The 26,668-nt window shown below is 69.2% G+C and carries 26 protein-coding genes and 1 riboswitch; of the genes, 11 read left to right on the top strand and 15 right to left on the bottom strand.

What is annotated here, in order from left to right:
• Nucleotides 1-32: 32 nt before the first annotated feature.
• Nucleotides 33-806 carry an enoyl-CoA hydratase-related protein gene (locus IE302_RS38575; RefSeq protein ID WP_191259396.1) on the top strand — a complete coding sequence of 258 codons (774 nt, stop codon included), beginning with the start codon at nt 33-35 and terminating at the stop codon, nt 804-806.
• Here the strand turns inward: IE302_RS38575 and IE302_RS38570 are convergent.
• Genes IE302_RS38570 through IE302_RS38560 form a run of 3 tightly spaced genes read right to left on the bottom strand, consistent with a single transcriptional unit; the run spans nt 803 to nt 1,841 of the window.
• The gene (locus IE302_RS38570) at nt 803-1,159 is read right to left on the bottom strand and encodes a barstar family protein (protein WP_191259395.1); all 357 of its coding nucleotides are present in this window, start codon (nt 1,157-1,159) and stop codon (nt 803-805) included. The two genes, IE302_RS38575 and IE302_RS38570, sit on opposite strands and share 4 nt — an antisense overlap.
• Nucleotides 1,156-1,626, bottom strand: coding sequence for a guanyl-specific ribonuclease (locus IE302_RS38565; RefSeq protein ID WP_191259394.1), 471 nt, complete (start codon nt 1,624-1,626; stop codon nt 1,156-1,158). Before IE302_RS38565 ends, IE302_RS38570 begins: the two co-directional genes overlap by 4 nt.
• A gap of 11 nt (nt 1,627-1,637) precedes the next feature.
• The gene (locus tag IE302_RS38560; protein WP_191259393.1) at nt 1,638-1,841 is read right to left on the bottom strand and encodes a hypothetical protein; all 204 of its coding nucleotides are present in this window, start codon (nt 1,839-1,841) and stop codon (nt 1,638-1,640) included.
• Nucleotides 1,842-1,900: 59 nt separating this feature from the next.
• Between IE302_RS38560 and IE302_RS38555 the strand changes: the two genes are divergently transcribed.
• The 3 genes from IE302_RS38555 to IE302_RS38545 all read left to right on the top strand — a co-directional run bounded on the left by IE302_RS38555 (nt 1,901) and on the right by IE302_RS38545 (nt 5,653).
• The gene (locus IE302_RS38555; protein WP_191259392.1) at nt 1,901-2,866 is read left to right on the top strand and encodes a zinc-binding dehydrogenase; all 966 of its coding nucleotides are present in this window, start codon (nt 1,901-1,903) and stop codon (nt 2,864-2,866) included.
• Nucleotides 2,867-3,050: 184 nt separating this feature from the next.
• A complete protein-coding gene (locus IE302_RS38550; protein ID WP_191259391.1) occupies nt 3,051-4,094 on the top strand; it encodes an alpha/beta hydrolase in 1,044 nt (347 codons plus the stop codon).
• 80 nt (nt 4,095-4,174) lie between these two features.
• Nucleotides 4,175-5,653 (top strand): amino acid permease, encoded by a 1,479-nt coding sequence (locus IE302_RS38545; RefSeq protein WP_191259390.1) that lies wholly within the window; start codon nt 4,175-4,177, stop codon nt 5,651-5,653.
• On the opposite strand, the gene IE302_RS38540 is transcribed toward IE302_RS38545, so the two are convergent.
• The gene (locus IE302_RS38540) at nt 5,628-6,677 is read right to left on the bottom strand and encodes an NAD(P)H-dependent flavin oxidoreductase (protein WP_191259389.1); all 1,050 of its coding nucleotides are present in this window, start codon (nt 6,675-6,677) and stop codon (nt 5,628-5,630) included. The genes IE302_RS38545 and IE302_RS38540 overlap by 26 nt on opposite strands.
• Before the next feature lie 151 nt (nt 6,678-6,828).
• Here IE302_RS38540 and IE302_RS38535 point away from each other — a divergent pair, with 151 nt between their 5' ends.
• Entirely contained in the window at nt 6,829-8,592 is a 1,764-nt protein-coding gene (locus IE302_RS38535) for a beta-N-acetylhexosaminidase (RefSeq protein ID WP_191259388.1), read from the top strand.
• Between the two features lie 56 nt (nt 8,593-8,648).
• Nucleotides 8,649-9,095, top strand: a complete 447-nt coding sequence (locus IE302_RS38530; protein ID WP_191259387.1) for a pyridoxamine 5'-phosphate oxidase family protein — start codon at nt 8,649-8,651, stop codon at nt 9,093-9,095.
• 51 nt (nt 9,096-9,146) lie between these two features.
• On the opposite strand, the gene lepA is transcribed toward IE302_RS38530, so the two are convergent.
• On the bottom strand, nt 9,147-10,988 hold the full coding sequence (lepA, locus tag IE302_RS38525; RefSeq protein WP_191259386.1) for a translation elongation factor 4: 1,842 nt from the start codon (nt 10,986-10,988) through the stop codon (nt 9,147-9,149).
• A gap of 113 nt (nt 10,989-11,101) precedes the next feature.
• Here lepA and IE302_RS38520 point away from each other — a divergent pair, with 113 nt between their 5' ends.
• Nucleotides 11,102-11,689 (top strand): class I SAM-dependent methyltransferase, encoded by a 588-nt coding sequence (locus tag IE302_RS38520; RefSeq protein ID WP_191259385.1) that lies wholly within the window; start codon nt 11,102-11,104, stop codon nt 11,687-11,689.
• Here the strand turns inward: IE302_RS38520 and IE302_RS38515 are convergent.
• Together IE302_RS38515 and IE302_RS38510 are read right to left on the bottom strand one after the other, a co-directional pair.
• Nucleotides 11,686-12,060 carry a VOC family protein gene (locus IE302_RS38515; RefSeq protein ID WP_191259384.1) on the bottom strand — a complete coding sequence of 125 codons (375 nt, stop codon included), beginning with the start codon at nt 12,058-12,060 and terminating at the stop codon, nt 11,686-11,688. The genes IE302_RS38520 and IE302_RS38515 overlap by 4 nt on opposite strands.
• A gap of 23 nt (nt 12,061-12,083) precedes the next feature.
• A complete protein-coding gene (locus IE302_RS38510) occupies nt 12,084-12,989 on the bottom strand; it encodes an EamA family transporter (RefSeq protein WP_191259383.1) in 906 nt (301 codons plus the stop codon).
• A 333-nt stretch (nt 12,990-13,322) separates the two neighbouring features.
• Between IE302_RS38510 and rpsT the strand changes: the two genes are divergently transcribed.
• Nucleotides 13,323-13,583 (top strand): 30S ribosomal protein S20, encoded by a 261-nt coding sequence (gene rpsT, locus IE302_RS38505; RefSeq protein ID WP_026466629.1) that lies wholly within the window; start codon nt 13,323-13,325, stop codon nt 13,581-13,583.
• Nucleotides 13,584-13,849: 266 nt separating this feature from the next.
• On the opposite strand, the gene holA is transcribed toward rpsT, so the two are convergent.
• Nucleotides 13,850-14,836 carry a DNA polymerase III subunit delta gene (holA, locus tag IE302_RS38500; protein WP_191259382.1) on the bottom strand — a complete coding sequence of 329 codons (987 nt, stop codon included), beginning with the start codon at nt 14,834-14,836 and terminating at the stop codon, nt 13,850-13,852.
• 135 nt (nt 14,837-14,971) lie between these two features.
• Nucleotides 14,972-15,104: riboswitch (SAM riboswitch) on the top strand.
• 12 nt (nt 15,105-15,116) lie between these two features.
• Between holA and thrC the strand changes: the two genes are divergently transcribed.
• Nucleotides 15,117-16,382 (top strand): threonine synthase, encoded by a 1,266-nt coding sequence (thrC, locus tag IE302_RS38495; RefSeq protein WP_191259381.1) that lies wholly within the window; start codon nt 15,117-15,119, stop codon nt 16,380-16,382.
• 17 nt (nt 16,383-16,399) lie between these two features.
• Here the strand turns inward: thrC and IE302_RS38490 are convergent, their stop codons facing one another.
• From IE302_RS38490 to nadD, 7 genes are all read right to left on the bottom strand, one after another.
• Nucleotides 16,400-18,805: a ComEC/Rec2 family competence protein gene (locus IE302_RS38490; RefSeq protein ID WP_191259380.1), complete on the bottom strand. Its 2,406-nt coding sequence runs from the start codon at nt 18,803-18,805 to the stop codon at nt 16,400-16,402.
• Complete coding sequence (locus tag IE302_RS38485) at nt 18,802-19,524, bottom strand: ComEA family DNA-binding protein (RefSeq protein ID WP_191259379.1); 723 nt, start codon at nt 19,522-19,524, stop codon at nt 18,802-18,804. The genes IE302_RS38490 and IE302_RS38485 overlap by 4 nt, the downstream gene beginning before the upstream one ends.
• A 144-nt stretch (nt 19,525-19,668) precedes the next feature.
• Complete coding sequence (locus IE302_RS38480) at nt 19,669-20,514, bottom strand: DegV family protein (RefSeq protein ID WP_191259378.1); 846 nt, start codon at nt 20,512-20,514, stop codon at nt 19,669-19,671.
• Between the two features lie 10 nt (nt 20,515-20,524).
• Complete coding sequence (gene octT, locus IE302_RS38475; protein ID WP_191259377.1) at nt 20,525-21,253, bottom strand: diglucosylglycerate octanoyltransferase; 729 nt, start codon at nt 21,251-21,253, stop codon at nt 20,525-20,527.
• A gap of 3 nt (nt 21,254-21,256) precedes the next feature.
• A complete protein-coding gene (locus IE302_RS38470) occupies nt 21,257-21,871 on the bottom strand; it encodes a histidine phosphatase family protein (RefSeq protein ID WP_093937566.1) in 615 nt (204 codons plus the stop codon).
• The gene (gene rsfS / locus IE302_RS38465) at nt 21,868-22,272 is read right to left on the bottom strand and encodes a ribosome silencing factor (protein WP_005158575.1); all 405 of its coding nucleotides are present in this window, start codon (nt 22,270-22,272) and stop codon (nt 21,868-21,870) included. Before rsfS ends, IE302_RS38470 begins: the two co-directional genes overlap by 4 nt.
• 55 nt (nt 22,273-22,327) lie before the next feature.
• On the bottom strand, nt 22,328-22,927 hold the full coding sequence (gene nadD / locus IE302_RS38460) for a nicotinate-nucleotide adenylyltransferase (protein WP_081736408.1): 600 nt from the start codon (nt 22,925-22,927) through the stop codon (nt 22,328-22,330).
• Nucleotides 22,928-23,088: 161 nt separating this feature from the next.
• On the opposite strand from nadD, the gene IE302_RS38455 reads away from it, so the two are divergent.
• Together IE302_RS38455 and IE302_RS38450 are read left to right on the top strand one after the other, a co-directional pair.
• Complete coding sequence (locus IE302_RS38455; protein ID WP_191259376.1) at nt 23,089-25,194, top strand: RecQ family ATP-dependent DNA helicase; 2,106 nt, start codon at nt 23,089-23,091, stop codon at nt 25,192-25,194.
• A gap of 144 nt (nt 25,195-25,338) precedes the next feature.
• Complete coding sequence (locus tag IE302_RS38450) at nt 25,339-26,625, top strand: MFS transporter (RefSeq protein WP_191259375.1); 1,287 nt, start codon at nt 25,339-25,341, stop codon at nt 26,623-26,625.
• Nucleotides 26,626-26,668 lie beyond the last annotated feature (43 nt).

Here is a 26,668-nt window from a genome sequence, read left to right as displayed (position 1 = left end):
CCCGGCCACACCGCGCTGTGCGAAGGTGTGGCATGGCTGACGAACTGGTGCACTACGACGTGGTGGGCGGCACCGCCACGATCACCTTGGACTCCCCGCACAACCGCAACGCGCTTTCCGCCCAGCTGCGGCGTGAGCTGAGCGAGTCACTGGACAAGGCGCAGGCCGACGACGCGGTACGGGTCATCGTGCTTACTCACACCGGGCCGGTGTTCTGCGCGGGCATGGACCTCAAGGAGGCCCGCGGCGCCGGCGCGGGCGACCAGGGCGTCAACGAGTTCCCGAAGATCCTCGAACAGCTGTGGACCAGTCCCAAGCCCGTCGTGGCGAAGCTGGCGGGACCCGCGCGGGCGGGCGGCATCGGCATGGTGGCCGCGACCGACATCGCCGTCGCCGTGCACGAAGCGACCTTCGCCTTCTCCGAGGTGCGGATCGGTGTCGTGCCCGCCGTCATCTCGCTCACCGTGCTGCCGCGGCTCAACGCCCGTGCCGCGCACGAGCTGTTCCTGACCGGCGACACCTTCGACGCGAAACGCGCCGTCGAGATCGGCCTGCTGAACTCGTCCGTCTCCGCCGAGGAGCTCGACGGCGAGGTCGCCCGCTACGTCAAGGCGCTCGCCCTCGGCGGGCCGAAAGCGCTCGCGGCGACGAAGGACCTGCTCAGCAAGCCTCGCCCGGCGACACCCGTCGAAGGCTTCGAGGCCATGAACAAGCTGTCCGCCGGGTTCTTCGCGAGCGAAGAGGGCCAGGAGGGCATCACGGCTTTCGCGCAGAAGCGCAAGCCGAACTGGGTCCCCGAGGTCTAATCAGGCAGGACGACGGTGAGGCGCCGGGAGTCCGTCCGGTCACCGGACGGGCCCAGCGCCCGCTGTGCGTCCGAAAGCACGCTCCGGACAGCCAGGTACGCCTTCGGGTCGTGCTCCTTGAGCACCGAGGAACCGGCCCAGATCAGCACATGCTCACCCGGCGGGAGCCAGGACAGGTCGGTGAGGCAGTCGTAGAGCGCGTCGAGGTTCTTCCCGAAGTAGTCGGGGAAGGACAGCGCCTCGGCGATCGCGTCGAGCGTCGAGGCCTTGTCGGCCGTCCGCGCACCGTCGATCAGATGCGGATGCGCACCGCGGGCGAACGCCTTGTCCGCCGCGTCCTTGCCCGCGCTCATCGGCTGGGGTCCACTACGACGAAGGACTTGTAGTGGTCTTCGGTGTAGTACAGCTCCTTGCCGGTGCCGGTCACCAGCCGCCTGGCCCCGCGATCCGGGCTGCCCGGCGTCTTGACCGTGTACTCCCGGTAGTAGCCGGATTCCTTGGCGGGCAGGACCTTCTCCCGGTTCTGGAACGTGACGTCGTCATTGCGCGGATACGGGTACGGACCGCCCGCCTTGATGAGCTTCCAGGTGTCGGACGCCTGCGACGGCAGTCCCGTGAGGGGTTTGACCGGAAGACCGGAATCCTCCCCGGCGACCTTTCCCTTGGCCGCTCCCGACGGTTTGGCCTGAGCTGACGAACTCGCCGGAGCCGAAGCGCCCTTCGTGTCGTCACCGCTGATGCCGTCCTTGACGAACCAGCCTGCGAGCACCAGCACGATCAGGCCGATCAGGGCGGCGGTGATCCGCCTACGGTTGAACATGGTTCGCCAGCTTAGGAGGAGCGATCGGGGTCGTTCGCATCGCGGGCCGCGCCGAAGAGCCGGGCGACCTTCCCGAAGAGCGCGTCGAGCAGCCAGGCCGCGACCAGGCACAGCGGCACCACGACCGCCATGACCAGCACGAACTGCACGGGAAACGGGGCCTGCGCGAGCCACAGCTCGACGCCGTCCCACCAGTCAGCAAGCCCGTTGAACACGTGGTGAGCCTACGCTCGTACCCACTGCCTCCGCCGGTCAGGCCATGTAGGTTGCTGACATGTTCGCCGTTTACGCTTCCGAACCCAACGCCGAAAAGCCGCTGGACTCGCTCGTGATCGGCGAGCGGCCCGAGCCCGAGGTGCCCGAAGGCTGGGTGCGGGTCAACATCAAGGCCGCCAGCCTCAACATGCACGACCTGTGGACGCTGCGCGGGGTCGGCATCAAACCCGAGCAATTCCCGATGATCCTGGGCTGCGACGGCGCGGGCACCCTCGACGACGGCACCGAGGTCGTCGTCCACTCGGTGATCAACGCCCCCGGCTGGCAGGGCGATGACACGCTCGACCCGAAGCGCACCCTGCTCACCGAGAAGCACCAGGGCACCTTCGCCGAGCAGGTCGTGGTCCCGGCGCGCAATGTCGTGCCGAAGCCGGCGAGCCTGAGCTTCGCCGAAGCCGCGACCATGGGCACGGCCTGGCTGACCGCGTACCGGATGCTGTTCGTGAAGTCCGGCCTGCGGCCCGGACAGACGATGCTCGTCCAGGGCGCCTCCGGCGGCGTCTCGACCGCCCTCGTGCAGCTCGGGCGTGCGGCCGGATTCCGGGTTTGGGTGACTGGGCGTAGCGAAGAAAAGCGTGCGCTGGCAGAGAATTTGGGCGCACATCAGACCTTTGAGTCCGGGGCCCGGCTGCCGGAGCGGGTCGACGCGGTCTTCGAAACCGTCGGGAAGGCGACCTGGTCCCACTCGGTGAAGTCGCTCAAACCGGGCGGGATCATCGTCGTTTCGGGCTCGACCAGCGGTCCGGACGCTCACGCGGAGTTGCAGCGCGTGTTCTTTCTGCAACTGCGTATCGCGGGTTCGACCATGGGGACCAGGGACGAACTGACCGATCTCCTCGCCTACCTCGAGCTCACCGGGGTCCGCCCGCAGATCGGCGCCGAATTGCCGTTCTCGGAAGCCGAAACCGGGTTTAAGAACATGCTCGACGGGGAAACCTCTGGAAAGGTTGTATTCGCGCATTGATCGGATGAGTGCGGATCTTGCCGCAGTCGTGATCAAGCGCGCACATTTGCGCACGTCCGCGCGTTCCACGCAGGTCAACCAGTCATTTCGCCGTCTTGTCAAGTGTCAAGAACGTTATGACTCAGCAAGATTCTCACGACCAAAGTTCGACCAAAATCCGACCTCTCGCGGTTAACCTGGAAGCATGACCGCATCGCAGCGGCCCGAACCGGCGGACCCGGGGGGCCGGACCACCACCGACGCCGACCCGATCCGCGCCTCCTTCCGGCGCTATGCCGGTGTCCGCACCAGAGTGCTGGAAGTCGGACCGCAGCCACCCGCACCCGTCGACCGCACGCCACGGCGGGTGCTCGGCAAGCGGGCCACCGCGCGCGGACAGGCCAAGCCGACGGCACCGAGGCTGGTGCTGCTGCACGGCTACTGCGACAGCGCCGACACCTGGCGCCCGGTTCTGGAACTGCTCGCGGCCGCCGGTATCCCGGCGGTCGCGGTCGATCTGCCCGGGTTCGGTGACGCTCAGCCACTCCGGCCGGGCCCGATGCTCCCGCAGCTGGACGCCTTCGCCGCGGCCGTGATCAAGGAGCAGGCCGTACTCGGCACGGTGGTGCTCGCCGGCAACTCGCTCGGCGGCACGATGAGCCTGCGTGCCGCCGAGAACCACCGGCTGCCGGTCGCGGGCGTGGTGTCGATCGCCGCGCCCGGTTTCGTGGACAGCTGGCTCATCCGTACCGTGGCCCGCTATCCGCTGCCGCTGCGGATGTACTCGGCCCTGCCGCTGCCGATCCCCGGCTTCCTTGTGCGCGCCGTCGCCGAGCAGGTCGTTCCCCGGCTGCTGTACGCCGACGCCGCCGCCGCGGACGCCGACCAGGTGCGCCGCTTCACGGCGCTGTTCCCGGACTACCGCTCCACCACCACCCGGCTCGAGCAGGCGAGGCAACTCGTCGAGGAGCTGGCGAACGCGTATCGGCTCGAAGAGGTCCGTGTCCCGCTCCTGGTGGTCGTCTGCGGCAAGGACAAGCTGGTCAGCGCCGCTTCCGGACGGCAGCTGCACGCACTGGTCCCGCACAGCAGGCTGATGGTGCGCGAGGACTGGGGCCACTGCCCGCAGCTGGACGATCCCGTCGAGATCTCGGAGCTGCTGACGTACTTCTCCGCCGGCGCGTCCAGGCCGTCGAAGATCGCCGCTCGCGTGGCCGCCGAAGTGAGAGAGGACACCGTCGCCGGATAGGTGCGAAGTCCCGTCTCCCGCTACGGTGCCTTTCGGACTGTCGACCCGGTCCGAAAAGCACAACCTGTTGGGAGACGACGATGTCCGCACAGCGCAGCCTGGGCTCGGGATCCGGGATATTCCGCCGCAAACCGATCGAACAGATCCAAGAGCTCAGTGACGGCGGAGGGGGGCTCCAGCGCACGCTGGGGTTGCGTCAACTGACCGCGATCGGCGTCGGCGGCATCATCGGCGCGGGGATCTTCTCCCTGGCCGGCGCGGTCGCGAACGAGACGGCGGGACCCGCCGTGCTGATCTCGTTCCTCATCGCGGGTATCGCCAGCGCGGCCGCCGCGTTCTCCTACGCCGAGTTCGCCGGGCTGATCCCCCGTGCCGGATCCGCGTACACCTACGGCTACACCGTGCTGGGCGAGATCGTCGGCTGGTTCATCGGCTGGGACCTGCTGCTGGAGTACACCGCGATCGTGGCGGTGGTCGCGATCGGCATCTCCGGCTACTTCAACGAACTGCTGGGCTATCTCAACGTCGAGCTCCCGACGTGGATGCTCGGCGCTCCAGGCACGGAAAAGGCCGGTGTCGAACCGGGGTCCTACAAGATCAACCTGTTCGCCGTGCTGCTGTGCCTGCTGATCGCCTTCATCCTCAACCAGGGCATGAAGAACGCCGCCCGGTTCGAGACGCTGCTGGTCTACCTGAAGGTGGGCCTGGTCCTGCTGGTGATCGTCGTCGGTGTCTTCCACATCAACACCGACAACTACTCGAACTTCTTCCCGTTCGGCCTCAGCGGCGCGTTCACCGGCGCGGCGACGGTGTTCTTCGCCGTGTTCGGCTACGACGCCATGTCGACGGCGGCCGAGGAGTCGACCGACTCCCAGAAACACATGCCGAAGGCGATCATCTACTCGCTCGCCATCTCGATGGTGCTCTACGTCCTCGCCTGCCTGGTCCTGACCGGCATGGTCAACTACAAGGACATCGACAGCGAAGCCGCCTTCTCAAGCGCCTTCGCCGGTATCGGGATGAAGTGGCTCGGCCTGATCATCGCGGTCGGCGCGATCATCGGTATCACCACGGTGCTGTTCACCTTCCTCATGGGCGCGAGCCGCGTCGGCTACTCGATGAGCCGCGACGGCCTGCTGCCCAAGTGGTTCGGCAAGACCCACCCGGTGCGCAAGGTGCCGAGCCGGATGACCTGGGTGCTCGGCGGCGCGTCCGCGATCATCGCCGGGCTGCTGCCCATCGGTGAGGCCGCCGAGCTGACGAACATCGGCATCCTGCTCGCGTTCGTCGTCGTCTGCGTCGCGGTGATCGTGCTGCGCTACAAGCAGCCGGACCTGCCCCGGTCCTTCAAGACGCCGGGGATGCCGATCGTGCCGATCATCGGGATCGTCTTCTCGATCTGGCTGATCACGTTCCTGAACCCGGAGACCTGGCTGCGGTTCGCGGCCTGGTTCGCCATCGGCCTGATCATCTACTTCGCCTACAGCCGCCGTCACTCGGTCATGAACGCGAACAACGGCGACGCGAAGCAGGTCAGCGGAGACGACTCAAACGCGTAGCGGCTTCGCGGGCTTCGGCTTGGAGGCGTTCGACGATCGACGCCGCCGGGCCGGAGCCCGCGAGTTCGTAGGTCTGTCCCGCGTAGAGGGACATCACCTCTGGGTCCCCCGCTTTTCCCGCCGCCGCACGGATCGGTTTGGTCAGGTTGTTGACCTGCGGATACGCCGACGGCGCGGTGGCCGAGAAGTCCGCGACCGCGCGGTTGACCAGAGACCGGGCGGGACGTCCGCTGAATGCCCTGGTGAACGCCGTCGGCCTTCCGCCGTCCGCGAGCGCCTGCCGGTGCGCGGGCTGCGTTCCGGCTTCGTCCGCACGAAGGAACGCGGTCCCCAGCTGGGCCGCGACGGCTCCCGCCGTCAGCACCGCCGCGATATCGGCGCCGTGCACGAGCCCGCCGGTCGCGACCAGCGGCAGATCCGTCCGCGCCGAGACCAGGCGAAGCAGGCTGAGCGCGCCGTACTGCGCTCCCCCGCCTTCGGCTCCGGGCTCGTCGGCGAAGAGCCCTCGATGCGCCCCAGCTTCGAATCCCTGGACCACGAGAGCGTCCGCACCGACAGCCACGGCCTGATCGGCCTCCGCCGGACTGGTGACGGTGACGGCCACCTTGCTTCCGTTGGCGTGCAGGCGCTCGACGTCCTCACGTGAGGGCGCACCGAAGGTGAACGAGACGACCGGCACCTCCCGCTCCAGCACGACCTCGAGCTTCGCGGCATAGGCGTCGTCATCCCAGTCCGGCTCGCCGGGCTCGACGCCGTAGCGCTCGGCTTCCGCGCGCCAGCGCTCGACATGGCCGCTGAGATCCGCCTCGCCGGCGCCACCCGGGACGAAGAGGTTCACGCCGAAAGGCTCACCGGTGAGCTCGGCGGTCTTCGCGATCCGCTCCTGGAGGGCATCGGCGCTCAGATAGCCACCTGCCAGGAAGCCGAATCCGCCCGCCGCGGTCACCGCGGCCACCAGCTCGGGAGTGGTCGGCCCGCCCGCCATCGGAGCCGCTATCACCGGGAAACGCAGGTCTTCGAACACGTTTCCGACGATAGTCCCCTCTCGACGACACGGTATGTGACGTTCGAGTCACTCCAAGGTTCCTCCTTGATGGTCTAGACCTTTACCGCCGGAGGTGCGACGATCTGACCAGTCGTGACGTGGGTCACGTCCCCGCCCTCTGGAGGCCCCGGTGAAGACCTTGAAAGCGCGGCTGGGCCGCGCCTTCGTCGGGGTGGCGCTGCTCGCCGGCGCCACCACCGCAGCCGCCCCCGTCGCCGACGCGGCCACACCGCCACTGCAGGCGATCGTCCCGGTACCGGTCTCGGTCCAAGCGGTCACCGGCTCCGACTACGCCCTGACCGCCGACACCAAGATCTACACCCAGGCCGGTTCGGCACAGGCCAAAGCCGTCGGCGACTATCTCGCCGGCGTCTTCCGCACGTCCACCGGCTTCGCGTTGCCGGTCTCCGACGCGCCCTCGGGCACGCCCACCGACGGCATCTCGCTCCTGCTGTCCGGCGCCGACACACGCGTCGGCGACCAGGGCTATCAGCTGAACTCGACGTCCGCTTCGGTCATCCTGCGCGCGACGACGGCGCAAGGCCTCTTCGGCGGCGTCCAGACGCTGCGACAGCTGCTGCCCGGCAAGATCGAAAGCCCCACCGTGCAGCAGGGTCCCTGGACAATCCCGGGCGCCGCCATCCTGGACTACCCGCGCTTCGGCTACCGCGGCGCGATGCTCGACGTCGCCCGGCACTTCCACCCGGTCGCCACGGTCAAGCGGTACATCGATCAGCTGGCGCAGTACAAGATCAACAACCTGCACCTCCACCTGGCCGACGACCAGGGCTGGCGCATCCAGATCGACAGCTGGCCGCGTCTGGCCACCTACGGCGGCAGCACCCAGGTCGGTGGCGGTGCCGGTGGCTACTACACCAAGGCGCAGTACTCGGAGATCGTGAACTACGCGGCTTCGCGGTTCATCACGGTCATCCCGGAGATCGACATGCCCGGCCACACCAACGCCGCGCAGGCCTCGTACGCGGAACTGAACTGCAACAACACCGCTCCCCCGCTGCGCACCGACACCGCTGTCGGCTACAGCTCGCTCTGCATCTCGAAGGAGATCACCTACACCTTCGTGAACGACGTCATCCGGGAGATCGCGGCGCTGACCCCCGGGCCGTACTTCCACCTCGGCGGCGACGAGGCCCAGGCCACCAGCGACGCGGACTACCGCACCTTCATGAACCGGGTGCTGCCGATGGTGGCCGCCGCGGGCAAGCAGGTCGTCGGCTGGCACGAGATCGGCAAGGCCACCCTGCCCGCCACGGCGACCCCGCAGTTCTGGGGCACGACGACGTCCAGCACGGAGGTCGCGAACGCCGTCGCCCGCGGCAGCAAGGTGATCATGTCGCCGGCGAACAAGGCCTACCTGGACATGAAGTACAACTCCAGCACGCCGATCGGGCTGTCGTGGGCGGGCTACATCGAGGTCCAGGACGCCTACAACTGGAACCCGGGCGCCTATCTCTCCGGGGTGCCCGAATCCGCCGTGCGCGGGGTCGAATCCCCGCTGTGGACCGAAACCGTGGTGACCCCGGCGAACATCGACTACCTCGCCTTCCCGCGGCTCCCGGCGCACGCCGAACTGGGCTGGTCGCCGTGGTCGACGCACGACTGGAACACCTTCCGGGTGCGCCTCGGCGCGCAGGCCCCGCGCTGGCAGGCGCAGGGCCTCGGCTACTACAAGTCGAGCCAGGTGCCCTGGGAAACCGGATCCGGCAACCCGGGCACCTGCTCGCTCCCGGCCTGGGATCGCGCCGCGGCCTACACCGGCGGCACGAGTGTCTCCCACAACGGGCACAAGTGGTACGCGAAGTGGTGGACGCGAGGCGAAGAGCCCGGCACCACCGGTGAATGGGGTGTCTGGCGCGACGACGGCACCTGCTGATCCCTCCGTCCGCCCGCTCGGCCCCCTTCACCGGCCGGGCGGGCTACGGTGGATCCATGGCCGCAGACCTCGAACTCGTCCGCACTCTTTCCTTGCGTGAAAACGGACTCGCGACCGTCTCGACGGTTCGCGCGGACGGCACCGTCCACTCCTCGGTGGTCAACGCCGGGGTCTTCGAAGACCCGGTCACCAAGGCACCGGGAGTCGCCTTCGTCGCGATGGGCGGAGTGAAGAAACTCGACCTGTTCCGCCGGGCGGGCCACGCCACGATCACCTTCCGGCGCGGCTGGGAATGGGCGGCGGTCCAGGGAAACACCCACCTCGTCGGCCCGGACGACCCGGACCCCGACTTCGACCCGGCCGGGCTCCCGCGGTTGCTGCGCGACGTCTTCATCGCGGCGACGGGGACCCACGACGACTGGGACGAGTACGACCGCGTGATGGCCGCCGAGCGCCGCGTCGCCGTCTTCGTCACGGCGAACCGCGTCAGCGGGAACCGCTGAGCCGAAAAGGCCCCCCGGACCTGGATCCGGGCGGCCTTTTCGTGAGTACGGCTACTTCTTCTTGCTACCGGTGTCCTCAGTGGACAGTGCGGCGACGAAGGCTTCCTGCGGCACCTCGACCCGGCCGACGGTCTTCATCCGCTTCTTGCCTTCCTTCTGCTTTTCCAGCAGCTTGCGCTTACGCGAGATGTCACCGCCGTAGCACTTCGCGAGCACGTCCTTGCGGATCGCGCGGATGGTCTCGCGGGCGATGATCCGGGACCCGACGGCCGCCTGGATCGGCACCTCGAACTGCTGCCGCGGAATCAGCTCTCGCAGCCGCGTCGCCATCCGGTTGCCGTAACCGTACGCGGCGTCCTTGTGCACGATCGCCGAGAACGCGTCGACGGTTTCACCCTGCAACAGGATGTCGACCTTGACCAGGTCGGCGATCTGGTCACCGCCCTCTTCGTAGTCGAGAGACGCGTAGCCGCGGGTACGCGACTTCAGCGTGTCGAAGAAGTCGAAGATGATCTCCGCGAGCGGGATGTTGTAGCGCAGTTCGACGCGGTCCTCGGAGAGGTAGTCCATCCCCAGCAGCGTGCCGCGCTTGGCCTGGCACAGCTCCATGATCGTGCCGACGAACTCCGAAGGCGCCAGGATGCTCACCTTGGAGACCGGTTCGTGGACCTCGGAGATCTTCATCCCGGTCGGCCAGTCCGACGGGTTCGTCACCACGATCTCGCTCTTGTCCTCGAGCACGACGTTGTAGATGACGTTCGGCGCGGTGGAGATCAGGTCGAGGCCGAATTCGCGTTCGAGCCTGTCCCGCGTGATCTCCAGGTGGAGCAGGCCGAGGAAGCCGCAACGGAATCCGAACCCGAGCGCCACGGAGGTCTCGGGTTCGTAGGCGAGCGCGGCGTCGTTGAGCTGGAGCTTGTCCAGCGCCTCACGCAGCTCGGGGTAGTCCGAACCGTCGACGGGGTACAGGCCGGAGTAGACCATCGGCTTCGGCTCGCGGTAGCCGGCGAGCGGCTCCTCGGCGCCCTTGCGCTCGGAGGTGACGGTGTCACCGACCTTCGACTGACGGACGTCCTTCACACCGGTGATGAGGTATCCCACCTCACCGACCCCGAGTCCCTTGCTGGGCTTGGGCTCCGGCGAGATGATCCCGACCTCGAGGAGTTCGTGGGTGGCACCGGTGGACATCATCTTGATCCGCTCGCGCGGCGTGATCTTGCCGTCGACGACCCTGATGTAGGTCACGACTCCCCGGTAGGTGTCGTACACCGAGTCGAAGATCATCGCGCGGGCGGGCGCGTCCGGGTCGCCGACCGGCGGCGGGACCTGCTTGACGCACTCGTCCAGCAGGTCGGTCACGCCCATGCCGGTCTTCGCCGACACGCGGAGCACGTCCGAGGGCTCGCAACCGATGATGTGCGCCAGCTCGGCCGCGTACTTATCCGGGTCGGCCGACGGCAGGTCGATCTTGTTCAGCACCGGGATGATGTGGAGGTTCTTCTCGAGCGCCAGGTAGAGGTTCGCCAGCGTCTGCGCCTCGATCCCCTGCGCGGCGTCGACCAGCAGGATCGCCCCTTCACAGGCCTCCAAGGCCCGGGAGACCTCGTAGGTGAAGTCCACGTGGCCCGGGGTGTCGATCAGGTGCAGGACGTGGTCCTGGCCGTCGACCTTCCAGGGCAGGCGCACGTTCTGCGCCTTGATGGTGATCCCGCGTTCCCGTTCGATGTCCATGCGGTCGAGGTACTGAGCGCGCATGGCCCGCTCCTCGACCACGCCGGTGAGCTGCAGCATCCGGTCGGCCAGGGTCGACTTGCCGTGGTCGATGTGCGCGATGATGCAGAAGTTCCGGATGAGCTCCGGGGGCGTGAAGGTCGTGTCGGCGAACGTCGTCAACGGGTTTCCTCGCGAAGGTCGGGGTGTGCCACCTCTATGGTCCCATGCCGCTCCGGGTGCGAGTGGGGGTCATCCCCGATGCGGCCCGTGGTGAGCTGTGGTGACCTCGAAGCATGAGTACTTCACTGTCCCAAATGCTCGATCGCACGTTCGGCCATCCCAGGGGACTGCTCGGCCGGTTCGGTGGCCTGGCGATGGCGCACGGCAACGCTGCCACCGAACTTCGCGTCGTCGAACTGGCGTCGATCGAGTCGGGCGAAACAGTCCTGGTCGTGGGTCCCGGCCCGGGTGTCGGCCTGCGGGCCGCGGCCGAGACCGCGGGCCGCGCGATCGGCGTCGACCCGTCCCCGGAGATGCTCGCTCGCGCCCGCCGCCGATGCGGCGGCCGGGTGGAGCTCAGAGACGGCACCGCGGACTCCACGGGCGAGCCTGACGAGAGCGTCGACGTGGTGCTGACCGTCAACAACGTGCAGCTGTGGGAGGACCGGGCGGCCGGGTTCGCCGAACTGTTCCGCGTGCTGCGCCCCGGCGGCAGGCTGCTGCTGTCGTCGCACGAGAAATGGCTGCCGGTCTCCCGCCACGAACTGGCCGACGAAGCGGCGGCCGCCGGCTTCACCGACCTGCAGACCTGGACCTGGGAACCGCCGGGCTTCGGTGCTTCCCTCGCCGCTCAGTTGCGCGCGATCAAGCCCGCGACCTAGCGCGGGTCGGTGCGCAACGGATGCTCACGCGGCACCTCGACCAGCACGATCCTGGTGCCGTCCGGATCGGCGATCCACGCTTCGTCCAGGCCCCAGGGTTCACGGCGCGCTCCGCGGACCGGATCCAAGCCCTTCGCGGCGAGCTCCTCGAGCGCCGCGGGCAGGTCCCGGACCTGGAGCCACAACGCGACGTCGGAGGTCGGGCCGGTCTCCCCGGTCCCGACGATCTCGATCGACCCGTTCCCGGCGAAGAACACCGTCCCGCCGGGGAACTCCTTGTCGATCGCGAGGCCCAGGGTGTCCCGATAGAACGCCGTCGACACGTCGAGGTCTTTCGGGTGGATCAGCACCCTGCTGCTCAGCACGTCCATGGCTCAATCCCTACCGGATGGGTTCAGGCCATCGCAATCGCGGTGATGCCCGCCAGCACGACCGCCGAGCCGGCCAGCCTGCGGACGGCGTTCGCCTCTCCCAGGACCAGCCAGGCGGCCAGGCCGCCCAGCACGATGCTCAGCTCCCGCGCGGGTGCGACGAGGCTCACCGGGGCGATCTGGAGGGCGTAGAGGACCAGCAGGTAGGCGATCGGCGAGAGCAAGCCGACGATGAGGATTTCGCGCTTGTGCTCACGCCAGAGCCACGACACCTCTTCACGGTCCTTCAGCGCGTACGGCGCCATGAGCAGGCTCTGCACGATCGCGCCGGTTCCGAAGTAGACGATCGGCGGGACACCGAGACCGGTGACCGAATGCGCGTCCCACAGGGTGTAGGCGGCGATCGTGAGCCCGGTCAGCAGCCCGTACACGACGCCTTTGCGGCGAGCCTCGCGATCTGTCGCGTCGGCATGGGCCGGAGCCCGCCCGGTACCGATGACCAGCACCCCGGCGACCACGAGGAACGCACCCACCAGGCCGAGCACTCCCGGCCGCTCGCCGAGCAGCACGACGGCCGCGAGCACCGAGATCAGCGGCCCGGTACCCCGGGCGACGGGGTATACGACGGACAGGTCACCGACGGCGTAACCCCGCTGGAGGACGACCCCGTAGGTGACGTGGAACACCGCGGTGACCGCGGCGGCGAGCAGCCAGGTCCACTGTGGACGTTGCGGCTCCACGGCCAGCGAGACCGCCATGACCGGGACGAGCAGGATCGCGGAGAAGCTGTAGTAGGCCCAGACGAAGCGGGCCCCGCCGCGGCGGATCCGCTTGGCGGCCAGGTTCCAGCCCGCGTGGATGACGGCGGCGACGATGACGAAGGACAGGGCGGTGACGTTCACAGCGGACCTTTCACGTTTTCCGCGCATGCGGAAAACACCGGTCCTCCAGGCTTTTGTCCCGTCAGATGAACGGCGGTGCTTCCGGCCCCGCCGATGGTGCCGCTCGGACCTGTCCCACCTGCCCTGATTGTGTGGTTCGCTGAACGGGCAGGCGGCGGAACCCTAGGCACTACGATCTTCACCGTACCTCAATCGCCCGCCCGGAGGCGGCCGCGATCCGGCCCGGGACGGCTGTTAAGCTTGCCCTTCACCGCCGTGTGGCATTCCGTCATGGAGGAAACCCGCGCCGCTCTCACGAGCGCGCAGGGCCGGTCACAGCGCGGCGGTGAAACCACCGAGAGATTCAAGAGGAGCGCCCCCGTGGCCAACATCAAGTCGCAGATCAAGCGCATCACCACCAACGAGAAGGCGCGTCAGCGCAACCAGGCGATCCGGTCCTCGGTGAAGACCGCGATCCGCAAGTTCCGCGAGGCCGCCGACGCCGGCGACAAGGCCAAGGCGATCGAGCTGCAGAAGGACGCGGCCAAGAAGCTGGACAAGGCCGTGACCAAGGGCGTTCTGCACGCCAACCAGGCCGCCAACAAGAAGTCCGCGCTGGCGAAGCGCGCGAACTCTCTCTGATTTTTAATCGCGCGCAGCGCGATCTAATCGCGCGCTGACGTAAACGCGCCGAAGGGGCGCCGGCCCGCTTGTCACTCACGTGACGCGGGAAGGCGCCCCTTCATCGCGTTTACGTGGGCCTTCGGCCCGAGAGAGGGCGCGCGACCGGTGAAGTCTCGCCGTCGCGCTGGCGCGCTTCCGGCGAGACGAGTCCGCCGGTCCCGGTTCATGGGCGCGTTGATCGCCGGGCTCGGTCCAGTGAGCGGTGAGCGTGGTCTCAGTAGGTGTTAGCGGCTGCTGGTGCCGTGGGCGTCGACGACCTCCAGGACGGCGCGCTCCAGGGCGTACTCCGGGTTGGCCGCGACCCCTTTGACCTCGGCGTTGAGCCGGGCGACGACCCGCATCGCGGTGGCGAGGCCGTCCTGGCCCCAGCCACGCGCCTGCCCCTGGGCCTTGCGGACCTTCCACGGCGGCATCCCCAGCTCGCCCGCCATCTGATTCGGGTTCCCGCGGCCCGCGCCCGACACCCGCGCGATCGTCCGGACGGCGTCGGCGAGGGCGTCCGCGACCAGCACGTGCGGAACACCCAGCTGCATCGCCCAGCGCAGTGACTCCAGCGCCGCCGTCTTGTCACCGGCGACGGCCTTCTCGGCGACGGCGAACCCGTTCACGTCCGCGCGGCCCCGGTGGTAGCGCCGGACCGCCTGCTCGTCGACCGTGCCACCGGCGTCCGCGACGAGCTGGGTCGCGGCCGACGACAACTCGCGCAGATCCGAGCCGACGGCGTCGATCAGCGCGAGCACGGCGGCGCCGTCGATCTTCCCGCCGACCCGGCGGACCTCGTTGCGGACAAAGGATTCCCGCTCAGCGGGCTTGGTCAGCTTCGGGCACTCGACGATCTCCGCCCCGGCCTTCTTCAAGGCCGCGGGAAGCGCCTTCGCGGCCTTGCTCCGGCCGCCTCCGCTGTGCACGACGACGAGCACGATGCCGTCGGCGGGCGCCTTCACGTAGGCCATCACCCCGTCGGAGAGCTCCTGCGAGATGTCGTGCGCGGATTCGAGGACGATCACCCTGCCCTCGGCGAACAGCGAGGGGCTGACCATCTCCGCGAGGGCGGGGACTGTGAGGTCCGACACCCGGATCCGGGTGAGATCCGCCGTCGGATCGGCCGCTTTGGCCGCGTCCGAAGCGGCGCGGACCGCGCGTTCGATCAGCAGCTCTTCCTCACCGAGGACCAGGACCAGCGGCGATGGGGCGGAGGCTTGCGTCGTCACGGTGACGATCCTGCCACTCCTCCTCTCGTGTGCTTTGTCCGGTGATGTGTTCCGGGCACGGTGGCCCCACCTGAGGCTCATGTCGTACGGTGTTGGCGAGGCGACGCGCTCATGCTCGTGCCGACAATCGAATACCGCTCATCCAGAGGGGCAGAGGGAACGGCCCGATGAAGCCCCGGCAACCGGCGTCAGCCTGTCATCCCGCGATCGCGGGGTAGCTGACGAACACGGTGCCAATTCCGGCCCGCCATGGCGGGGCAGATGAGGAAGGAACCTCGCGATGACCGCAACCCTCGGCACGACCTCCACCACCAAGACCCCGGATCTCGGACCGGCCGTCGAACTGGTGTCGAAGGAAGAGGGACACCGGCAGCCGCTCGCCCCCGAATTCGTTTCCGCCGAGGACTTCTCGCCGCTCGAGGTCGCCTACGACTTCGGCCGCGTGCGCCGCGAAGACATCGAAGCCGGACCGAAGAACATCTGGCGCTACAAGAAGCTCCTTCCTGTTCCGTCGAACGTCGAAGAAATCCCCAACACCGAACCCGGTGCCACCCGGCTCATCCAGGCCGACAGGCTCGCGAAAGCCTTGGGCGTCAAGAAGGTCTGGGTCAAGGACGACACCGGCAACCCCACTCACTCGTTCAAGGACCGCGTGGTCGCTGTCGCGCTGGCCGCCGCCCGCGAGTTCGGGTTCGACGTGCTCGCCTGTCCGTCGACCGGCAACCTGGCCAACGCGGTCGCCGCCGCCGCGGCCCGCGCCGGCTGGCGGTCGGTCGTGCTGATCCCGAAGACCCTCGAGCGGGCCAAGATCCTCACCACCGCCGTGTACGACGGCGACCTGATCGCTGTCGACGGCAACTACGACGACGTGAACCGGCTCGCCACCCAGCTCGCCGCCGAGCAGGAGAGCTGGGCGTTCGTCAACGTGAACGTCCGGCCCTACTACTCCGAAGGCTCCAAGACCCTCGCCTTCGAGGTCGCCGAGCAGCTCGGCTGGCGGCTTCCCTCGCAGATCGTGGTCCCGATCGCCTCCGGCTCCCAGCTCACCAAGGTGGACAAGGGTTTCCGTGAGTTCGGGAAGCTCGGCCTCGTCGAGGAAACGCCGTACAAGGTGTTCGGCGCGCAGGCGACCGGCTGCTCCCCCGTCTCGGCGGCCTTCCGCGCGGGCCACGACGTCGTCCAGCCGGTCAAGCCGGACACGATCGCCCGGTCGCTGGCGATCGGCAACCCGGCCGACGGCCCCTACGTCCTCGACGTGGTCAACCGCACCGGCGGCGCGATCGAAGACGTCACCGACGAAGAGGTCGTCGAGGGCATCCGGCTGCTCGCCCGCACCGAGGGCATCTTCACCGAGACCGCCGGCGGGGTCACCGTCGCGACGGCGAAGAAGCTCATCGAGACCGGCAAGCTCAACCCGGACGAGGAGATCGTGCTCCTGATCACCGGTGACGGCCTCAAGACCCTCGACGCCGTCGAGGACAAGATCGGCCCGAAGGCCACCGTCAGCGCCTCGGCCGACGCGGTCCGCGAGGCCCTGGGCATCTGAGTTCCCGCCGGCCCGTCTCAAGAGCGAGGCGGGCCGCGGGGCTCACCCCGGCGTACCAGGGCAAGGCCTCGCGTGTCGGTGACGACCGCGGTGTCGCCGTCCGTGTCCGTCCTGGCGACCGAGGCACCGACGGCCGTCAGATTGTCCAAAGTGGACTTGTTCGGATGACCGTAGGTGTTCCCGGCACCGACACTCACCAACGCGACCCGTGGTGCGACGGCGTTGAGGAAATCCGGCGCCGTGTAACGGCTTCCGTGGTGCGGGACCTTCAAGATCTCGGCCCGGAGATCGGCGCCTTCGGCCATCAGGTCGGCCTGCGCGGCGAGTTCGACGTCACCGGTCAGCAGTAACCTGCCCGCCGGAGTCCCGGCACGCAGGACGACGGAACCGTTGTTGATCACCGTGCCGTCCTGTTCACGAACCGACCGCTGGGTGACATAACGCGGCCCCAGAACGTCCAGCGACAGCCCCGGCCAGTCCAGCCGTTGCCCGATCCCCAGTTCCAGCAAAGGAATCCCGCGGCGTGCTGTCTCGTCCGCGACCTGCTGCCACGCCCACGCGGGGGCCCGGCCAGGACCGACGGCGACCGCTCCGACCGACCGGCCCTCGAAGACGGAGGCGAGACCGCCGATGTGGTCGGCGTGCAGGTGACTCAGCACGATCAGCGGGACCCGGTCCACGCTGAGCCTGCTCAGGCATTCGTCGACCGGTCCCGGTTCCGGCCCGGTGTCGACCAGGACCGCCCTCCCCTGCTCGCCCGTAGCGAGAACGACGGCGTCTCCCTGCCCGACGTCGCACGCGACGGCACTCCACGACGCCGGTGGCCACGCCGGGGCCAGCACGCGAACCGGCACGAAGACGAGCAGCCCGCCTGCCAACGCGACCGCCAGCAGGATCCTGGCGTGACGCAGCCGGATGGCGGCGAGCAGCACGACGAGCAGCCCGGCCGCCAGAAGACCGCCCCACCACCCGCCGGGCCAGTCCACCACCGCTCCCGGCGCGCGGGCGCCGTGCCGGGCCACGGTGATGAGCCAGCTCGCCTCGGGTTCGGTCAGCCGGACCAGCAACCTGCCCGCCGACGGCCACCACGGTCCGACGACGGTCGCGAGCACACCGAACACGGTGGCCGGGGCGACCACCGGCGCGGCGAGCACGTTGGTCACCACCGAGACGAGACTGACCGACCCCGCCATGCCCGCGATGATCGGCGCCGTCATCACGAACGCGGCCAGCGGGATGGCCAGCCCCTCGGCATAACCGGCCGGAACACCGCGTCCGACCAGCCACTCGGCCCACCTCGGCGCGAGCAGGACGAGCCCGGCCGTGGCCAGCACCGAAAGGGCGAACCCGAAGTCGGCGGCCATCGCGGGATCGGCCACGACGAGCCCCGCCACCGCGAAGGCCAGCGCGGGCAGCGCCGAACCCCGGCGTCCCAGGGCGAGCGCCAGCAACCCGACCGCCCCCATCACCCCGGCACGGAGCACGCTGGGCGCGGGCCCGGCGAGGACCACGAACCCGGCGAGCCCCGCGGCGGCCGCGGCGGCGGACGTCCGCGGCCCGACCCGGAGCACTCTCAGCAGGAGAAGGATCGAGCCGCAGACGATCGCCACGTTCCCACCGCTCACGGCCATCAGGTGGGACATGCCGGAGTCCGTGAACTCGCGCTCGACTCGCGGGGAGAGCGTGCTCGTGTCCCCCACGACCAGTCCGGGCACGAGACCGGCCTGCTCCTCCGGGAGGACGGAGCACAGGCTCCGGAGCCCGGTGCGCAGCGATTCCGCGGCTCGCTGCCACCAGGGCGCCGGCGAAAGGGCCGACGGCGGGCCCCGCACCGAGAGGACCGCGACCGTCAGTTCGGCCCCCTTCGACGGTGCGAGCCGTCCGGAGGCGGTGACCTGCTGCCCGGGCAGCAGGTCGAGCCACCCCTCGGCGGGAGCGAGCAGGAGGATCCGGCCGGCCGAATCCACCACCCGCTCACCCGTCACCACGGTGTCCACCGTCGCGGCGATGACCACCAGGCGGGTGCCTGCCCGGCGATCGGCGTATCCGGCACCGCGGACCGGACGTGGCCGCTCGGTGACCACCACCCTCGTGGTGGCGTCGCTCCCCCGTGCGGCGGCGGCACGGAGGTCGTCGTGTTCGGCGGCCCGGATCCGCAGCGCCACCGGACCGGCGGTGAGCACGCCGAGGACCGCGAGCGCGCCCAGGCCCGCCACCCACCGGGACGCCGTCCGGCGGGCACGGACACCGGCGATGATCGCGAGCACCACGGCGGCCGCACCGCAGAGCATCGTGATCCACCAGCCGCCGAGCAGCCCGGAAAGAGTGCCGAGCCAGGCCGTCGCCGCGGCCGGTACCAGCCGCAGGTCCTGCCCTCGCCACGACGCGGTGTCCACTTCGGACGGATCGGCGGACGGGTTCATCCGACGGACACCAGTTCCCGGACTTTCTTGAACTTGCTTTCGCCGATCCCTTCTACGTCACGGAGTTGCTCGACCGTGGTGAACCCGCCGTGCCCGGACCGCCAGTCGACGATGCGTTTCGCCATCACTTCGCCGACCCCGGGCAGGGTGTCGAGTTGCTCGGCCGTGGCCGTGTTCAGGTCGAGCTTCCCGGGCGGTGTCTCTGGTCCGGCCGCGGCCGGACCAGAGACACCGACGGCCACCTGCTCGCCGTCGACGAGCCGCCGGGCCAGGTTCAACCCGGTCAGATCCGTTCCGGGCTGTGCCCCACCGGCCGCCGCGACGGCATCGGCGACCCGTGCGCCCGGAGGGATCGTGACCAGGCCCGGTTTGAGCACCCGGCCGACGACACTGATCACCAGAGGCGCCTTGGCCGCCGCGGCGGGGGCGTCTCCGGCGGCCTTGGCCGACGGCAGGGGCGGCGGGGTCTCCGCCCCCGGCCGGTGTCCGAACAAAGCGATCGCGCCGGTCACGATCACGGCCACCGCGATCAGCGCGGCCACCACGGCGAACCACCGCCGGTTCACCGGGATCCCGTCCGCCGTGAACCGGGCGGGCACCCAGCGGCGTACGAGCCTGCCCGCGGGCGGGCTCTGGGCGGGCGGCGACAGCTGCGCTGCCAGCCACGCCAGCCTGGCGTTGACGGAGGGACCCGATGAACGGGCGGTTTGGTCGAACACATGACCGACGCTACGGAGCGAGGGTGGCGGGCGGGAGTGGTGAATTCCGAAGCTGTGGACAAGTGGGGTGTTGTGGACAACCCGGCCCCGGCCGAGACGGGATCACCGGTTTTCGTCGGTGCCGTATGGGACGCTGGCGAGTTTCTAACCAGCCCGCTGGATCACGACGCCGAGCACCCCGGGGCCGGTGTGGGCCCCGATGACGGCACCGATCTCCGAGACCACGCACCCCTCCGGGCAGTTGATGGACTCCTCCAGCCGGTTGGCCAGTTCGACGGCGCGCTCCGGTGAGGCCAGGTGGTGGACGGCGATGTCGGCGAGGCCGCCCTCGGCCGCCTTGACTGCGAGTTCGACCAGCCGCGCCACCGCGCGATTCATCGTCCGCACCTTCTCCAGCGGCTGGATCCTGCCTTCGGCCATGTGCAGCACGGGTTTCACCGCGAGCGCGGTGCCGAGCAAGGCGGCCGCCGGGCCGATCCGCCCGCCGCGGCGCAGGTATTCGAGGGTCTCGACTGCGAACAGGGTCTCCGAACGGCTCACCGCGTCGACCGCAGCCGCCTCCACCTCGGCGGGATCGGCACCGTCCGCGGCGGCCCGCGCCGCGCGCAAAGCGGCGAAACCCAGTCCCATGGCGGTGCTGCGGGAATCGACGACACGCACCTTGTCCGGCCCGACCTCCTGGGCCGCGAGCACCGCCGCCTCCCAGGTCCCGGACAACTCCCGGGACAGATGGACCGACACGACGGCGTCCGCGCCCTCGGCCAGCGCTGCCCGGAACTCCTTGACGAATTCCGCGGGCGTCGGTCTGGAGGTCGTCACCAGGCTGCGTTTGCCGAGCGCTTCGGCCAGGGCCGCCGGGCCCATCTCGACGCCGTCGAGGAAGACGACGCCGTCGACGAGGACGTGCAACGGGACCACCCGGATCCCGTTCCGTTCGGCGAAGCCTTCCGGCAGGTGGGCGGTGGAATCCGTGACTACGGCGACCGACACGGCAGCCAGCCTACGTTGCCGCGGGGCGCAGCACCGGGGCCATCAGTCGGGCCATTTCCGTGCCGACGGAGGCATGGCCTTCCCAGCCCCAGTGCATCCCGTCCGGATTGCCTCGGCCGCTCAGCACGTGGTCGCCGACGACGGCTTCGAGATCCAGGAGTGGGACATCCGCACGCCGTCCCCAGGCGCCGATGGCGGCGGCGGCACCGGCGCGGGCGGTGTGCACCCGGCCGTAGGCGTCGGAGCGGTGGACGGACGGCAGCATGCCGAAGATCGGCAGTTCCGGTCGCAGCACGCGCAGGGCTCCGACCGCGGTGTCGAGGTAGTGGACGGTCAGCTTCGACGGCAGGACCGCCGGACGTCCCCGAAGGGCGATCGCGAGCCGCGGCTGGGCGGCGAGATACGTCTTGCGCACCATCCGCCGCAACGGATCCGGTCGCAGGTAGCGCAGGCCGGTGCGCAGATAGGTGGGCAGCGGTGAAGGCAGCGTGTCCATGCTCCCGACGGCCAGCACGACGGCGTCGACGTGGTGGAGGTCGGCCCAGACACGCGGGTCGCCGATCAGCGACCACCAGGCGTCACGGGCGGTCCAGCCGAACCCGGCGACGAGGTCCACCCCGCCACCACCGAGCGCTTCGGCGGCGATGTTGGGCCACAGTCGCGCGTCGTCGGCGGCGAGCGGACCGTCGGGGCCGTGAAAACTGAGGGAATCGGCGAACACCAGCAGGCGCGGGGCCATGGATCAGCCGGTGATTCCCGCGTTGTAGGCGGCCAGACGCCAGTTGCCGTCGCGCCGGGTCAGCTCGACCCAGTGGCAGTTCGCGATCCCGCCCAGGGTCGGCCAGGACGTGACCGGCAGGCCGAGTAGTTTCGCGGTCAGCGCGATGATCAGGCCGCCGTGCGTCGCCAGCAGCACGGCGTCGCCGGCGTCGGAATTCGGCTGGTCCAGGTCCTCGACGACCTCAAGGGCGCGTTCGGCGACGTCCACCCGCGACTCGCCGCCGGGCGGCGCCCAGGTCGCGTCGACGCGCCAGCGCGCGCGTTCGCCGGGGTAGGCCTCGTCGACCTGCTGGCCGGTGAAGCCCTGCCATTCACCCAGATGGGTTTCCCGAAGACGCTTGTCGATCCGCAGCGGGACACCGATGGCCTCCGTGAGCACGGTGGCCGTGTCGGTCGCGCGACGCAGATCCGAGGCGATCACCAGATCCGGCGAGAACCGGGCGAGCGCGGGCACGGCGAACCTGGCCTGGTTCCAGCCGACCGGCGTCAACGCGGAGTCCAGATGCCCCTGCATCCGGCCCGCCGCGTTGTAGTCGGTCTCGCCGTGGCGCCAGAGCACCAGCCGCCGCGGGCTCACGAGGCGCCTTGCGCGTCGGCGGGGTCCTCCTCGGCGGGTGTCTCCAAACCTTCGACCTCGATCCGCGGGCAGTCCTTCCAGAGCCGCTCGAGACCGTAGAAGGAGCGCTCCTCCTGGTGCTGGACGTGGATGACGACGTCGACGTAGTCCAGCAGGACCCAGCGGCCCTCGCGGGCGCCTTCGCGGCGGACCGGCTTGTGCCCGCCCAGCCGCAGCTGCTCTTCGACGTTGTCGACGATGGCGCCGACCTGGCGCTCGTTGGGCGCGGACGCGATGACGAAGGCGTCGGTGATGACCAGCTGGTCGGACACGTCCAGCACGACCACGTCGCTCGCCTTCTTGTCCGCCGCCGCATGGGCGGCCGCTACGGCCAGCTCTCGTGCCTCGGACGTGGCTGTCACAGTTCTCCTCAAACAGATGGCTTTACTCGCGGGTGCGCCCGACGAGGGTACCCGGTCAGGCACCCCGGTCTTTGCGATAGAGGTCCTTTTTGGCGATGTAGCGCACCACACCGTCGGGGACGAGGTACCAGACGGGTTCCCCGCCTTCGACCCGCTCGCGGCAGGCGGTGGACGAGATCGCCATGGCGGTCACCTCGACCAGGCTCACCTTCCCGCTGGGCAGATGCTGGGAGTTGAGCCGGTAGCCCGGCCTGGTGACACCGATGAAATGCGCCAGGTCGAACAGCTCGTCGGCGTTGCGCCAAGTGAGGATCTGTTCGAGCGCGTCCGCGCCGGTGATGAAGAACAGCTGGTCGTCGGGGTATTCCGCGCGCAGGTCACGCAGGGTGTCGACGGTGTAGGTCTGCCCGACGCGGTCGATGTCGACCCGGCTGACCGAGAACACGGGGTTGGACGCCGTCGCGATCACCGTCATCAGGTAGCGGTCCTCGGCGCGGGTGACCACCCTGTCGGACTTCTGCCACGGCTGGCCGGTGGGCACGAAGATGACCTCGTCGAGCGCGAACCGCGACTGGACCTCACTGGCCGCGACGAGGTGCCCGTGGTGAACGGGGTCGAACGTGCCGCCCATGACCCCGATCCTGCGTGGTGACATGGGTCGTGAGCCTATACACCGCAGGTGGCTTCACGCGCGGGTCGCCGGACCCACCGACAGGTGGTGATCTGGATCACATTACCCTCCGTTCCATGGATGAACGGTCCGTTCACGACGTGCCGACCGCGACTTCGTCGGTGGCATGGGGTAGAGGTGGGGACGTGGACACATCGACTCTCCGGGACCGCGCCGAGACCCTCCTCCAATCGTTGGCGGGCGAAGGCGCCCGGCTGCGCGACGACCAGTGGACGGCCATCGAGGCGCTGGTCGCGCACCGCCGTCGCGCGCTCGTCGTGCAGCGCACCGGCTGGGGAAAGTCGGCGGTGTACTTCCTGGCCACCGCCTTGCTGCGGGAACGCGGCGAAGGCCCGACGGTGATCATCTCGCCGCTGCTGGCGCTGATGCGCAACCAGATCTCCGCGGCGGCGAGGGCGGGCATCCACGCGGCGACGATGAACTCCGCGAACCCGCAGGAGTGGGATCAGGTCCAGGCCGCGATCGCGGCGGGCGAGGTCGACGTCCTCCTGGTCAGCCCGGAGCGGCTGAACAACCCGGACTTCCGCGACACCGTCCTGCCGAAGCTGACCGCGAGCGCCGGCCTGCTCGTGGTCGACGAGGCGCACTGCATCTCGGACTGGGGTCACGACTTCCGGCCGGACTACCGGCGGCTGCGGACGCTGCTGAAGGATCTGCCCGAGGGCGTTCCCGTGCTCGCCACGACCGCGACCGCGAACGACCGGGTGGCCACGGACGTCGCCGAGCAACTCGGCATCGGCAACGGCGGCGACACCCTCGTCCTGCGCGGCACGCTGGACCGCGAAAGCCTCTATCTGTCGGTGGCCGAACTGCCGACATCGCAGGCCAGGCTCGCGTGGCTGGCCGAGCACCTGGAGGAGCTTCCCGGATCCGGGATCATCTACACGCTCACCGTCGCGGCCGCGCACGACGTCGCGGGACTGCTGACCGAGCGCGGCTATCCGGTCGCCGCCTACACCGGGAAGACCGATCCGGCGGACAGGCAGGCCGCCGAAGACGATCTGCTGAACAACAACGTCAAGGCGCTGGTGGCCACTTCGGCGCTGGGCATGGGATTCGACAAGCCGGACCTGGGCTTCGTCGTCCACCTCGGCGCCCCGTCCTCTCCCATCGCGTACTACCAGCAGGTCGGTCGTGCCGGACGTGGTGTCGATCGCGCCGAAGTGATCCTGTTGCCCGGTCACGAGGACAAGGACATCTGGGCGTACTTCGGCTCGCTGGCGTTCCCGGACGAGCTGCGGGTGACCCAGGTCCTCAACGCGCTGGCATACGCGGACCGTCCACTGTCGACACCCGCGCTGGAGCCGTTCGTCGAGCTGTCCCGTTCCCGGCTGGAGATGGTCCTCAAGGTGCTGGACGTCGACGGCGCGGTCCGCCGGGTGAAGGGCGGCTGGGAAGGCACCGGCGAGGAGTGGCAGTACGACAAGGAACGCTACGCGCGGGTGAGCGCGGCGCGGACCAACGAACAGAACGCCATGCTCGCGTACCTCGAAACCACCGGCTGCCGGATGGAGTATCTGCGAAAGCAGCTTGACGATCCCGAAGCGACCCCCTGCGGCCGGTGCGACAACTGCACCGGAAAGCATTGGGACACCACGATTTCCGACGACGTCGTCGACGCCACGCGGCAGCGGCTGCGCCGTCCCGGGGTCGAGGTCGCGCCGCGGAAGATGTGGCCGACCGGGATGGCCGGGCTGGAAGTCCCGCTGTCCGGACGGCTGCCGGCGGGCGAGCAGGCCGAAACGGGCCAGGTCGTCGGCAGGGTGACCGACGTCGGCTGGGGTACGCGGCTGCGCGAACTCGTCGGCCCGGCCGCGGCGGACACCGAACTCCCCGATCCGGTCTTCCAAGCCTGTATCGAGGTCCTCAAGGGCTGGCAGTGGACCGAGCGCCCGGTCGCGGTGGTGGAGGTGCCGTCCGCCACGCGGCCTCAGCTGGTCCACAGCCTGGCGACGAAGCTGGCCTCGATCGGACGGCTGGATTATCTGGGTGCCATCGCTTCGGCGGGGCCGCCTCCGCGTCAGGCGAACAGTGCCCAGCGGCTGGCAGACCTGTGGAAGCGCCTCAGCCTTCCCGACGACCTCGCCGCCAGGGTGGCCGCGGTCGAAGGCCCGATCCTGCTGGTCGACGACTTGATCGACACCGGATGGACGATGACGCTGTCCGCACGCCTGCTGCGCCAGGCAGGCGCCCGGGCCGTGCTGCCGTTCGCGCTCGCCAGCACCTCGTGACCCATGAGCCGTACGCGTAGGACCAGTGCGTGGGCGGCCGAACACCCTCCGGTCACCACGAACTGATCTCGGCATCCGGCGGGTTCTTTCCCGCATGGGGACTTTCTGGCAAGGTTCCGCCCACGCACGAGTACGGAGGTGCCGATGGCGGACTCAACGACGGAGCGGCTCGGACATCGGCTCCCGGTGAAGAAACTGTTCGCCGCCAGTGTCGGGAACGCGCTGGAGTGGTTCGACTGGACCATCTACGCCACCTTCAGCATCTACTTCGCCAGCGAGTTCTTCCCGAAGGGCAACGAAGCCCTGGCGTTGATCAACACCTTCGCCACGTACGCCTTGGCGTTCTTCTTCCGGCCGCTCGGCGGGATGCTGCTCGGCCGCTTCGCCGACATCAGGGGCCGGAAGCCGGCGATGATCCTGACCATTGTGCTGATGGCGGGCGGCTCGGTGGCCATCGGCCTGCTGCCGACGTTCGATCAGGTCGGCTGGCTGGCCCCGATCCTGTTGCTGTTGGCCAGGGTGGCGCAAGGGCTGTCGCTCGGCGGCGAGGTCTCCAACGCTTCGGCGTACCTGGGGGAGATCGCGCCGCCCAGCCGCCGCGGGCGCTACTCCGCGTTCTTCTACATCTCGACCGGATCCGCCGTCCTGCTCGCCTCGATCCTCGGATTCGTGCTCGCGCGAACGATGTCCAAAGCGGACCTGACGGCGTACGGCTGGCGGATCCCGTTCCTGCTCGGCGGCGTTCTCGGCATCATCGGACTGTGGCTCCGGCGCAGCCTCGCCGAGACGGAGATCTTCGAGGAGAAGAAGTCGACCGCGACCCGGGTCGAGCGGCCGCTGCGCACCACTCTTCGCGAGCACCCGCGTGCCGTCGTGCAGCTCGTGGGCTTCTCGATGCTGTCGACCCTTTGCTACTACACCTTCTTCAGCGCACTGACCTCGTTCGCGGTCAAGACGCGCAAGGCCGACGACGTCGACGTGTTCCTCGCGTTGTCGATCGCGACGGCGTTGTTCGTCGCGCTGCAATACCCGATGGGTGCCCTGTCGGACCGCTTCGGCCGCAAGCCGCAGCTGCTCGTCTGGGCGGCGGCGACCGCGATCCTCATCGTCCCACTGTCCACTTTGGTCCGGCCGGGACTGCCGGGGCTGCTGGTGGTGTTCTGCGTCGGCCTCTGCCTGTACACGGCGATGACGTCGATCGCGCCCGCGATCATGAGCGAGCTGTTCCCCACCGAACTGCGCGGCCTGGGCATCGGCGCCTGGTACAACCTGACCGTCGCGCTGTTCGGCGGCACCGCTCCCCTGGTGCTCACCGCGCTCTCGGACGCCGGGCTGTCGACACTGTTCTTCTGGTACGTGGCCGCCGGAGCGGCGATCGCTTTCTTCGTCATCAGGACCCTGCCGGAGACCAAGGGCAGCGACCTGCGCTGAAACTCCGTCGCCGACGATGTGGCGAGGTGGCTACCCTCGCGCT

Source organism: Amycolatopsis oliviviridis, assembly GCF_014654365.1.
Classification (GTDB): Bacteria; Actinomycetota; Actinomycetes; order Mycobacteriales; family Pseudonocardiaceae; genus Amycolatopsis; species Amycolatopsis oliviviridis.
This window is presented reverse-complemented; position numbering and strand designations above follow the sequence as displayed.

Bases quoted from the DNA above. Each gene is read 5' to 3' on its own strand.
- octT (WP_191259377.1), bottom strand. From the start codon at position 21,253: ATGGCCCCGCGCCTGCTGGTGTTCGCCGATTCCCTCAGTTTTCACGGC.
- nadD (WP_081736408.1), bottom strand. From the start codon at position 22,927: ATGTCACCACGCAGGATCGGGGTCATGGGCGGCACGTTCGACCCCGTT.
- IE302_RS38510 (WP_191259383.1), bottom strand. From the start codon at position 12,989: ATGCGCGGAAAACGTGAAAGGTCCGCTGTGAACGTCACCGCCCTGTCC.
- IE302_RS38575 (WP_191259396.1), top strand. From the start codon at position 33: ATGGCTGACGAACTGGTGCACTACGACGTGGTGGGCGGCACCGCCACG.
- IE302_RS38530 (WP_191259387.1), top strand. From the start codon at position 8,649: ATGGCCGCAGACCTCGAACTCGTCCGCACTCTTTCCTTGCGTGAAAAC.
- IE302_RS38545 (WP_191259390.1), top strand. From the start codon at position 4,175: ATGTCCGCACAGCGCAGCCTGGGCTCGGGATCCGGGATATTCCGCCGC.
- IE302_RS38565 (WP_191259394.1), bottom strand. From the start codon at position 1,626: ATGTTCAACCGTAGGCGGATCACCGCCGCCCTGATCGGCCTGATCGTG.
- thrC (WP_191259381.1), top strand. From the start codon at position 15,117: ATGACCGCAACCCTCGGCACGACCTCCACCACCAAGACCCCGGATCTC.
- IE302_RS38570 (WP_191259395.1), bottom strand. From the start codon at position 1,159: ATGAGCGCGGGCAAGGACGCGGCGGACAAGGCGTTCGCCCGCGGTGCG.
- IE302_RS38450 (WP_191259375.1), top strand. From the start codon at position 25,339: ATGGCGGACTCAACGACGGAGCGGCTCGGACATCGGCTCCCGGTGAAG.
- IE302_RS38555 (WP_191259392.1), top strand. From the start codon at position 1,901: ATGTTCGCCGTTTACGCTTCCGAACCCAACGCCGAAAAGCCGCTGGAC.
- IE302_RS38490 (WP_191259380.1), bottom strand. From the start codon at position 18,805: ATGAACCCGTCCGCCGATCCGTCCGAAGTGGACACCGCGTCGTGGCGA.
- IE302_RS38550 (WP_191259391.1), top strand. From the start codon at position 3,051: ATGACCGCATCGCAGCGGCCCGAACCGGCGGACCCGGGGGGCCGGACC.
- IE302_RS38520 (WP_191259385.1), top strand. From the start codon at position 11,102: ATGAGTACTTCACTGTCCCAAATGCTCGATCGCACGTTCGGCCATCCC.
- IE302_RS38515 (WP_191259384.1), bottom strand. From the start codon at position 12,060: ATGGACGTGCTGAGCAGCAGGGTGCTGATCCACCCGAAAGACCTCGAC.